The sequence below is a fragment of the Shewanella sp. SP2S2-6 genome (assembly GCF_031931965.1).
GTDB classification, from domain to species: Bacteria; Pseudomonadota; Gammaproteobacteria; order Enterobacterales; family Shewanellaceae; genus Shewanella; species Shewanella baltica.
Genome location: NZ_JAUOEQ010000066.1, coordinates 1 through 3,827, shown reverse-complemented (window position 1 = coordinate 3,827; position 3,827 = coordinate 1). Strand labels below are relative to the sequence as shown.

The following is a 3,827-nucleotide window of genomic DNA, read 5'->3' as shown; positions in this document are numbered from 1 at the left end:
TGGGGCTTAATACGTTCAAATTTAGCTTTAGCCATGGTAATGCCTCAGTCCAAGAATCTTGGTGATGAAAACTAACATATAGAAAAAATCCGATGCATTAAAATGACATCGAACCGATTATGTTTAGGCGTAGGAGCTAAATTTAGAGAGGCTGGTGCTGATAGGCAGATTCGAACTGCCGACCTCACCCTTACCAAGGGTGTGCTCTACCAACTGAGCCATATCAGCAACTAATTTGGAGCGGACAGCGGGAATCGAACCCGCGTTATCAGCTTGGAAGGCTGGAGTAATACCATTATACGATGTCCGCGCAACCTAACTAAGGCTACCTAACTACCTAGAAAAAGTGGTGGAGGGAGAAGGATTCGAACCTTCGAAGGCTGAGCCGTCAGATTTACAGTCTGATCCCTTTGGCCACTCGGGAACCCCTCCACAGAAAATGGTGCCGGCACCAAGAGTCGAACTCGGGACCTACTGATTACAAGTCAGTTGCTCTACCAACTGAGCTATGCCGGCATTATCATTTCGGAACGGGATATTAGGTAAATGCGCTCCCAAGTGCAAGTAAAAAACACCTATTTACGTAAAAAAAGCGCTCGAACGGTGTTTTTTTACACGTTATCCAACTTTGCCGACCAATTAAACAGCGAATACATCAAACGGTCACGGAAACACGGCTACAACCACCCATTTAGTATTGTTCCGAATAATTCCATAGTGTACTGTGCCTTTCCTAAGCTGAGGAAAGCCAATGACTTCTAAAAATTCAATTCAAAAAGCACTCTATCTCGCCTTTGAGCGCCTGCAATGGTCTGAGTTACGAGATTCAGTGCCGCTGACGCTGAGCGAGCAAGACTTGGAAAATCTTAGAGGCATTAATGAGAAGATATCCTTATCGGAAGTCACAGATATTTATCTTCCCCTTAGTCGGCTGCTCAATCTAATAGTCAAAGCTAAGCAACAACGTGGATTAGTCGTTGATGAGTTTCTTGGCCAAAAGCCATCAAAAAGCCCTTACATCATTAGTATTGCTGGCAGTGTCGCCGTCGGCAAAAGTACCACAGCGCGCATATTGCAAGCCTTACTACAGCACTGGCCTGAGCATCCTAAGGTCGATCTGGTGACCACGGATGGCTTTTTGTATCCACTGGCAGACTTGAAGCGTAAAGGACTCTTACAGCGTAAGGGATTTCCGGAAAGCTACGATATGAAAATGCTGGTTGAGTTTATCTCCGCCGTGAAATCCGGTCAGCCACATGTGAAAGCCCCCATCTATTCACATGTCACCTATGACCGTGTGAAGAATCAACACCAAACCGTTTCTCAGCCAGACATCTTAATTTTGGAAGGCTTGAATGTACTGCAGACTGGGCTAGACTCCCCCGTCGATACCCGTCGTCCTTTTGTCTCCGATTTTGTCGACTTTTCTATTTATGTCGATGCACAAGAGTCGTTACTCAAACAATGGTACAAAGAGCGCTTCTTGCAATTCCGCTCTGGTGCCTTCAGTGACAAAAAATCCTATTTCCATCACTATTCGACGCTAACCGACGATGAAGCTAATACCATTGCTGCCAATATTTGGGACACGACTAACGGTCCCAACCTGCAATTGAATATTCAACCGACCCGTGAAAGGGCCCATTTGATCCTACAAAAAGGTCAGGATCATTTGATGTCCCACGTACTGATGCGCAAATAGTCTTCTGTAAAATAGTCTCTTGGGTGCTTAGCGTGCCCTTAAGCTAATTTCACCGCCGATAAATGCTTGCACACCATCGGCGGTTTCGAGCAATACTGCACCTTGCTCATCAACACCGCGGCAAATCCCTTCGACCGATTTTTCACCCATAAGCAAACGTATTTCACGGCCATAAAATAAGTCTGCCGCTTGCCAACGAGCTTTGAATGCAGCTAATCCTTCACGCTCAAATAGCTGGATATCACGCTTGAGCTGCTTCTGTAATTCGATAACAAGCGCTGTCTTATCAGGCATATCGACCAAATCTGACAGGTCACTCCAAGGCTGATCTATACCTTTCCCTTGCTCCTCTGACATCGCCATATTAACGCCAACACCAATGATCAGCTGACACTGACTATCCGCCTGTCCCGACATTTCAATCAAGATCCCGGCAAGCTTCTTGTTATCCAAATAGATGTCATTCGGCCACTTAACCCCGATATTCTCTACCCCAAACGATTTAAGCACTTCAACCAATGTACAGGCCACTACTAAACTTAATCCCATAGCCTGTGCCATTCCCTGCGGAAATGTCCAAAACAGCGAGAAATATAAGTGATGCCCATAGGGCGACACCCAAGTGCGACCTCGGCGACCGCGACCTGCAGATTGATACTCTGCCACGCACACATCGCCATTCTTTAGCTCAGTGGTATGGCTCAGCATAAAGCCGTTGGTGCTTGCGATCTCATCAAAATAAAAACAACGGTTATCAATTGACTGCACTAAACGTGAAGCATCAATCAAAGAGATGGGATTGGCTAACTTATAGCCGCGACCTTTAACGCTATAAATTGCTACGCCATAGGTTTCTAACGCATCAATGTGCTTATTTACAGCGGCGCGCGAAATCCCAAGTTCAGTGGCTAACTGCTCGCCTGAAACAAATTGACCGCTAGACAATAACGCTAATATCTGGCGCTTTCTTCCCCAATTATCAGACATACAAATCTCCTTCACCGTTAGCGCCCATGATTCTAGGTTCCGCTTCTAGCACAACACCAAATTTATCCTGTACTTGCGCAATAACATGCAGCGCTAAGCGACAAATATCGCGCCCCGTTGCCCCGCCTCGATTCACTAATACCAAAGCTTGTTTGTCATGCACAGCCGCATTACCAAGCACAAAACCTTTCAGTCCCGCTTGTTCAATCAACCAACCTGCCGCCAATTTCACCGTCGCATCCGCTTGCGCGTAACCCACTATCGTCGGAAAACGCTGTGCTAAATCTAGATAACAGGCCGCGCTAACAATAGGATTTTTAAAGAAACTGCCTGCATTGCCGAGCACTGCTGGATCAGGGAGCTTTTCACTGCGCACTTGGCATACGCGATCAAAGATCTCACGCGCAGTGACGGTTGCAGGATCAAACGATTGCAATGGACCATAAGCCAAACGCGGTTGCCAACGTTTAGCTAAGCGCAGTCCGACAGCAGTGACTACGGCAAGATTGCGTAATTTGTCTTTGAAAATAGACTCACGGTAAGCAAATTGACACTCAGCTGTACTTATACGCACAAACTCACCTGAGGGTAAATCAAGATACTCAACCCAATCACACACATCACAGAGTTCAACACCATAAGCGCCAATATTCTGGATAGGTGCTGCGCCAACCGTTCCAGGAATTAACGCCATATTTTCCAGCCCAAACATGCCACGCTCGAGCGTAAACCGAATTAACTCATGCCAATTCTCACCCGCCTCAACCTCGAGATAAAAAGCTTCTGCGTCTTCAGAGACTTTTATCCCCTTCGATAAAATCCTGACAATTGTGCCGTTAAAGTCCTCTGTGAAGACCAGATTGCTACCGCCACCAAGCACCAACATAGGCAATTGCTGTTGCCATAGTGGCAAACACATTGCTCGAACAGCTTCTTTTGAGTGCGCCTCGACAAGAGCGGCGCAAGACTGGGCCAAACCAAAGGAATTAAACGATTTAAGGCTATGAGATAGAGACATGTGTTTGATCAATGACGACAAAAGCACATTGTAACTGCTAAAAGCAAGGATTGCAGCTAACGCGGAGGACACGTATTGATGAAATAGTCACCGTGGAGTGGGCATTTAGGCGAAAAATCA

General features: G+C 46.4%; 3 protein-coding genes and 4 tRNA genes. 1 reads left to right on the top strand and 6 read right to left on the bottom strand.

The features are described from left to right. Positions 1 to 152: 152 nt before the first annotated feature. The 4 genes from Q4Q57_RS21940 to Q4Q57_RS21925 form a co-directional block, all read right to left on the bottom strand. Positions 153 to 228: transfer RNA gene (locus Q4Q57_RS21940), tRNA-Thr, on the bottom strand. 8 nt (positions 229 to 236) lie between these two features. Then, positions 237 to 310, bottom strand: a tRNA-Gly gene (locus Q4Q57_RS21935). Between the two features lie 37 nt (positions 311 to 347). Beyond that, positions 348 to 432 (bottom strand) — tRNA-Tyr (locus Q4Q57_RS21930). An 8-nt stretch (positions 433 to 440) separates the two neighbouring features. Then, positions 441 to 516, bottom strand: a tRNA-Thr gene (locus tag Q4Q57_RS21925). A gap of 235 nt (positions 517 to 751) precedes the next feature. Here Q4Q57_RS21925 and coaA point away from each other — a divergent pair. Continuing rightward, on the top strand, positions 752 to 1,702 hold the full coding sequence (coaA, locus tag Q4Q57_RS21920; RefSeq protein WP_311892025.1) for a type I pantothenate kinase: 951 nt from the start codon (positions 752 to 754) through the stop codon (positions 1,700 to 1,702). A 27-nt stretch (positions 1,703 to 1,729) separates the two neighbouring features. Here coaA and birA read toward each other — a convergent pair whose 3' ends face one another. Both birA and murB read right to left on the bottom strand, forming a co-directional pair. Beyond that, positions 1,730 to 2,689 carry a bifunctional biotin--[acetyl-CoA-carboxylase] ligase/biotin operon repressor BirA gene (gene birA, locus Q4Q57_RS21915; protein ID WP_011848151.1) on the bottom strand — a complete coding sequence of 320 codons (960 nt, stop codon included), beginning with the start codon at positions 2,687 to 2,689 and terminating at the stop codon, positions 1,730 to 1,732. Continuing rightward, the gene (murB, locus tag Q4Q57_RS21910) at positions 2,682 to 3,707 is read right to left on the bottom strand and encodes a UDP-N-acetylmuramate dehydrogenase (protein ID WP_311892024.1); all 1,026 of its coding nucleotides are present in this window, start codon (positions 3,705 to 3,707) and stop codon (positions 2,682 to 2,684) included. Before murB ends, birA begins: the two co-directional genes overlap by 8 nt. Between the last annotated feature and the right edge of the window lie 120 nt (positions 3,708 to 3,827).

Coding starts and splice junctions, on each gene's coding strand:
- murB (WP_311892024.1), bottom strand. CDS start 3,707: ATGTCTCTATCTCATAGCCTTAAATCGTTTAATTCCTTTGGTTTGGCC.
- birA (WP_011848151.1), bottom strand. CDS start 2,689: ATGTCTGATAATTGGGGAAGAAAGCGCCAGATATTAGCGTTATTGTCT.
- coaA (WP_311892025.1), top strand. CDS start 752: ATGACTTCTAAAAATTCAATTCAAAAAGCACTCTATCTCGCCTTTGAG.